The organism is Salegentibacter sp., assembly GCF_041642575.1.
In the GTDB taxonomy this organism is placed as follows: Bacteria; Bacteroidota; Bacteroidia; order Flavobacteriales; family Flavobacteriaceae; genus Salegentibacter.
The window spans coordinates 1-5,460 of the sequence record NZ_JBEPWD010000114.1 but is presented as its reverse complement, the minus strand read 5'-3'; the positions used below and the strand labels follow the sequence as shown (position 1 = coordinate 5,460).

General features: G+C 38.4%; 4 protein-coding genes. 2 read left to right on the top strand and 2 right to left on the bottom strand.

Annotated elements, in window-relative coordinates:
• Positions 1-73: 73 nt before the first annotated feature.
• Positions 74-1,888, bottom strand: a complete 1,815-nt coding sequence (locus tag ACESK1_RS11755) for a TonB-dependent receptor plug domain-containing protein (RefSeq protein WP_372920372.1) — start codon at positions 1,886-1,888, stop codon at positions 74-76.
• Positions 1,889-2,540: 652 nt separating this feature from the next.
• Here ACESK1_RS11755 and ACESK1_RS11750 point away from each other — a divergent pair.
• Complete coding sequence (locus ACESK1_RS11750) at positions 2,541-3,626, top strand: Gfo/Idh/MocA family protein (RefSeq protein WP_372920371.1); 1,086 nt, start codon at positions 2,541-2,543, stop codon at positions 3,624-3,626.
• A gap of 106 nt (positions 3,627-3,732) precedes the next feature.
• Here the strand turns inward: ACESK1_RS11750 and ACESK1_RS11745 are convergent, their stop codons facing one another.
• Positions 3,733-4,518, bottom strand: a complete 786-nt coding sequence (locus tag ACESK1_RS11745) for a sulfotransferase domain-containing protein (protein ID WP_372920370.1) — start codon at positions 4,516-4,518, stop codon at positions 3,733-3,735.
• 494 nt (positions 4,519-5,012) lie between these two features.
• On the opposite strand from ACESK1_RS11745, the gene ACESK1_RS11740 reads away from it, so the two are divergent.
• A complete protein-coding gene (locus ACESK1_RS11740) occupies positions 5,013-5,414 on the top strand; it encodes a BLUF domain-containing protein (RefSeq protein ID WP_372920369.1) in 402 nt (133 codons plus the stop codon).
• Positions 5,415-5,460 lie beyond the last annotated feature (46 nt).

Sequence of the window (5,460 nt, the reverse complement as noted above, 5' to 3'; positions counted from 1 at the left end):
TACGACCAAACCCAAATCTTCCCCTCCTATAATCTCCCAGGAGCTGTAGGTTTATTACTTTAAAGAGCTATACCTAATTAAAATTAAACCTGACTCCAAAAAGCACATTGCCTTTAGGCATGGGAACAAGATTGGTTTCAGTATATTCCGTGTTGAAAATATTATTGGCAATGGCGTAGATCTCAAACCCATCCAGATTCAAGGTGATATTAGCATCTACAATTCCATAGGACTCCCCGGAAGTACGTTCAGCATATCTATAAATAAGGCTGTGATTCAGATTTTTTATAAACTGAGAAGTATAAGCAGCCGTAAAATGATGCTTGAGGGAATTTATGGAATACTGAGAAAAATCGATACCGGGATCTTTTACATCGTCTTTTAGATAGGTATATCCAAGATCAAGCTTCTGCCTATGATCATTAATGGTATATCCATAGGAAAGATTAGCCTCCAAGCCTTTTGTATTTACATCCTGGACATTAGCTGCCTGCCAGAGGTCATCCTCATTCTCTTTTACATAATCTATAAGGTTTCTGGAATCACGATTAAATAGCGCTACAGAAAACTGTAACTGAGAAGACAAATACTTCAAACCAATTTCTTCTGAAATGGCTTCCTCGGGTTCAAGATTCTCATTGCCAATAGTATTGGGCGATGAATAATAAAGATCGGTATAGGTAGGGATTCTGTAAGTGTAACCCAGGTTTCCATAAGCTCTCCACTTTTCGGCCAGCTGGTAACCTAAATCAACCCCCGGAAAAGCATGAAACTTAAAATCTGAAAAATAATTCACGGCTATCCCCGGAGTTATATCCAGGCGATCGTTCAGCAAAGTAAACCGGTGTTCCAAAAATACTGTGGTCATAAAACGTTCGCGGTCCCCAAGGTTATTACTGGAAAGAAATACTTTCGCCATATCTACACCAAAACCGGTAACTCCTAGATTTGAGGTAAATGAAGCATTAACCTCAGCACCAACTTTGTTGCTTATGTGCAGGTTCCTGTAAACAGATGGATCCTGCCGTATAAAAATATATTCATCTTCATTCCTCCGCCAGTAAACCCGCGGTTTCAAACTTAAGTTTCCTTTTTCAAGTAGAGTTGAAAATCCAAGCAAACTCGCCTGCGTTTCCTCGTATTGATCAGTGGCTTCAGGAGAAGCGTAAAAGCCGTTAGCCCCGAATTTCCTATCAGAAAAAGCAGCAATCATTTCAATAGGCAGAGATTCTGTCTCGAATCTACTTTTTATAAAATATTGCTGATTGTCATAATCGGTGTTGTAGCGATAACCATCTGAAAGTTGACGTGTATAATTAACGGTATGCGCAGATTTCTCCAGGTTACTACTCACCGTTACCGAAGCATTCTTTTGGGCATAAGAGCCGGCTTCCAAACCAACTGAAACTTCATTTTGCACGGCATCTTTGGTAACGATATTCACGGCACCGGTAAAAGCATTCTGCCCGTAAACTCTGGCAGCAGGCCCTTTTATTATTTCAATTCGTTCAATAACCTCTATCGGTAGGGCCAGGTTTAAAGTGTGATGCCCGGTTTGTGCATCTTCCACTTTAATTCCATCGATAAGCAATAAAGTCTGGTCAAAACTACCACCCCGAATATATAGATCTGCCTGGGAGCCACCGGTACCTCTTCTTCGGATGTCCACCCCTGTAACCTGCTGAAGAAGATCGGCCACATTATTTGCACCGCTGTTTTCTATTTCTTCGGAAGAAATAATCTGAATTGTTCTGGAGTTTTTGGAAAAAGAAAGGTCTATTCTACCTGCGGTTATCAAAACCTCTTCAAGTGTTTCAGAATTTTCCTGGGCCTGGATATGGCCATAAATCAGAAATAGGCTGGTGAAAATAAGTAGGGCTCTTATCATCTTTTTGGTGGTTTATACACTGGCATAATTGCCTTAACAGAAAGTTTGGTCTAAAAATTTAAATTTCAAGCCGGCGAAGATAGAAATTATTGACTTTTTCGATACCCGGCCAGACTGGTTTTTTCAGAAAAAGATAAATATGAGAGAAACTTTACCCCGATATCGTGGAATTAATCCACAATTGGTTTTTATTTAAAAATTGGAAATCAGGAAAAAATGGAGAGCAGCCAAATTACAAAAGCCAACAGAAGTAAGGTGGAAATAATAAAGAAAACATAATGGCCCTTGTTGTATAACCAGGAGGACAAATCTGAAACTGCTAATTTGGTATTCATAATTTTTACCTTTTTCATTTGGATAGCCTTCGAAAATGATTTAAGTTAAAAAACACTTTCACGTTTCCTTAAGAAAGGTTGCAAGGCGCATGCCACAACTATTGCCACAAAAAAGGGAGCCTATTTCGAAGATACAATAATGTTAATATTTTCTTAAGTCGACTGCAGGAATTAAACCTTTCATAAAAATTTTAATTTATTTTTTTTAATTGCCTGCTGTGATTTAATTCATTAGCTATAAAATATTCGTTAAAAACCACATTCCGCGAATGTAGGTTTGACAGGTTTTTATAAATTAAAGTTTCAAACTAACTGCCATGTCAAACCGTAGACATTTCATCAAACAATCCGGGCTGTTCCTTGTGGCCGCCTCCCTACCCTTCCCAAATTTTTTAATTCAGAGGAAAAAAGAGAAACTCGGCGTCGCCTTAGTAGGCTTGGGTAATTATAGCACTAGTCAGCTGGCTCCGGCTCTTCAGGAAACAAGCTTTTGTGAATTAAGGGGAATTGTGACTGGAAGTCCTGAAAAAATCCCCGTATGGCAGAAAAAATACGGTATAAAAGACAGTAATGTCTACAATTATGAAACTATGCCGGATATCACCAATAATGAGGAGATCGATGTGATCTACATCGTGCTGCCAACCGGCATGCATGCAGAATATGCCATAAAAGCAGCCGAAGCCGGAAAACATGTCTGGTGTGAAAAACCTATGGCGCGTACTGCACAAGAATGCAGAAACATAATTAAGGCCTGTGAGGAAAATAAGGTGAAACTTTCTATTGGATACCGCATGCAACATGAGGCCAACACTCAAAAGATAATTAAATGGGCTGAGACCAAACCCTTTGGTGCTATTAAAAGTCTTGAAGCCGAGGCAGGTTATTATGGTTCGCCGATGAATCCCTGGAAACTGAAAAAAGAAATGGGTGGCGGAGCCATGTATGATATGGGTGTGTACCCTTTAAATGCAGCCAGGTACAGCACCGGAATGGAACCAATTGCTGTTAGCGCAACTCACAGTACAAACCGCCCGGAGATCTTCACAGAGGTAGATGAAACCACCAGTTTTAAACTCGAATTCGCCGATGGGATTACCGCCAATTGCAAGACCAGTTTTGGCGAAAGCCTGAATAATCTGGAAATAAATTGTGAAAATGGCTGGTATTATTTAAGGCCTTTTCAGAGTTACAGCGGGGTAAAAGGTAAAGCTAGTGATGGCACTATCTTACCTCCTTTCGGAAAAAACCAACAAGCGGTACAAATGGATAATGATGCACGGGCTATTTTAAACGACCAACCGGTTCTGGTCCCGGGTGAAGATGGTTTACGGGATATCGTAATCCTTGAAAAGATCTATGAATCGGCCGCTAAGGACGGAGAAAGAATTGTGTTGGGTTAAAGAAAAATCAACTTACAAAATCCTCCAAAGCTTAGGATTTAGAAAATCCTGGCCTTTTGCTCATCAGGGAAAACCAGACCCATTTTACTCCCTCATAAACTGCCCTTCAAAGCTTAGAGATATAACTACCATCAAGTGCTTTCTCGGCAAATTTCCATGAGGCAAAACTGGTTGAAAGCAGTTCTTCCACTTTTTCAATATCTCTTTTAAAATATGTATAATAGATATATTTTGCTGTTTCCTCATTGAGTTCAGCGGGGTTGCGACGAAAAGAGCGGAAGATACCTAATCTTCTTCCAGCCATTTTCTGCTTGCTTAAATTGAGTGCGATTTCTTCTCTTGAAGCTCTGAATTGAAGTCCAAGGTTCTCTTGTAGTTCCAGCAATATTTTAAAAGGTGTACGCCGCAGTTCCTCATACTGCAGGATTTGAAAATCATGCTCTTGTGTTTGTTTCAATAATGATTTTATTCCTTCGGAATATTTTCCTGCACTAATATAACAGGTGTTTTGCGGTCCAAGCCCAACTTCCGGTGGACTACTGTCCCATTTTACAGCTTCTATAAAACTGGAACGCTCTTTTCCCTCTTCCTTGTTTTTCTGATAGGAAGCAAAACTCCTCCAAACAGGATTTCTAAGCATTAAACAGACCTTAGCTTGCGGCAATAAATAACTGGTTATATCGGTTTTTTGAATTTCTTGCAGACTTTCGAATTCAATTATACCTATCCTTAAATTTTCATTTTCTTTAGAGGTTTCACATTCCAGGATGGCTTTATTCGGAAGGATCTCGGGAGCTGCAGTGATTTTTACATTCTGTTTTAGAAGATCAAAGACCTCTCTGGCACCGCTATACTGCGATGCAATTACCAAACAATCGAATCTACTTTTCATTGGGGCTATAGTTAAATCCGGAAATTTCTAAGGTATAATTCCAATAGAGGTACATCTATCGAGAATTAACTCTAAATAGGCTGTCCGGATAATTAATCTTATAACAATAACCAGCCTAGTAGGTATAGCAGGTCTGTTTAAATCTTCTCAAAATGGCTAAGCTTTTTCCTCGTCTTTTCCCCAATTCTCTTCGCCTTACCAGCTATAAATCTGTAACTTAAAGCTATGACTAAAATTAAAGAAAATATGAGTTGATTTTATTTTCCTATGATTAAGTAATTAACAGGTTATTAACGATTAGCCCCGACCATAAAAGAACTACCACCCCGGATTCACAAAACTCTTCCCTATGAGGTTATTCTTATGCTAATTGTGAGGTTGTTTTATATCAGTGTCTTATTTATTCGTAATATGTTTAATAACTTCATTTGTACTGCCAAACAATATCCTTTAAAAGGAAAAATTTCTGTGCTAAATTTTAAAAACAATGTATTATGAGATATGCCATTTCCTACGTCAGTACTGCGAACATAGACCTACAAGAGCAAGGAGTATACGATATTATGAACGAAACAAATAAATATAATAAAGGCCATAAAATAACCGGGATTCTGCTTTATAACGAAAGAAATTTTTTTCAGCTCCTCGAGGGAGACAAGAAAGTAATCCAGTGTTTGTACGAAAAAATCATAAAAGATTCCCGGCACCATGACATCATTAAATTCTTAGAAAAACCGGTGTCAAGACCTGCTTGTGACGGCTACATGACTGATTTTATCACTGATTCCAATAAATATAACCAGTCTCAATTAAAACACTATTTACAGTATATTGAAGTTTTAGAACCCGAATCTCAAAAGAGTTTAAAAAGGGTAATAGAATTAATGATGGTATAATAGCCTTGCTTAGTCCGTTTTAATTTTTAAACCTTAAAATTTAAAC

Coding starts and splice junctions, on each gene's coding strand:
- ACESK1_RS11755 (WP_372920372.1), bottom strand. CDS start 1,888: ATGATAAGAGCCCTACTTATTTTCACCAGCCTATTTCTGATTTATGGC.
- ACESK1_RS11750 (WP_372920371.1), top strand. CDS start 2,541: ATGTCAAACCGTAGACATTTCATCAAACAATCCGGGCTGTTCCTTGTG.
- ACESK1_RS11745 (WP_372920370.1), bottom strand. CDS start 4,518: ATGAAAAGTAGATTCGATTGTTTGGTAATTGCATCGCAGTATAGCGGT.
- ACESK1_RS11740 (WP_372920369.1), top strand. CDS start 5,013: ATGAGATATGCCATTTCCTACGTCAGTACTGCGAACATAGACCTACAA.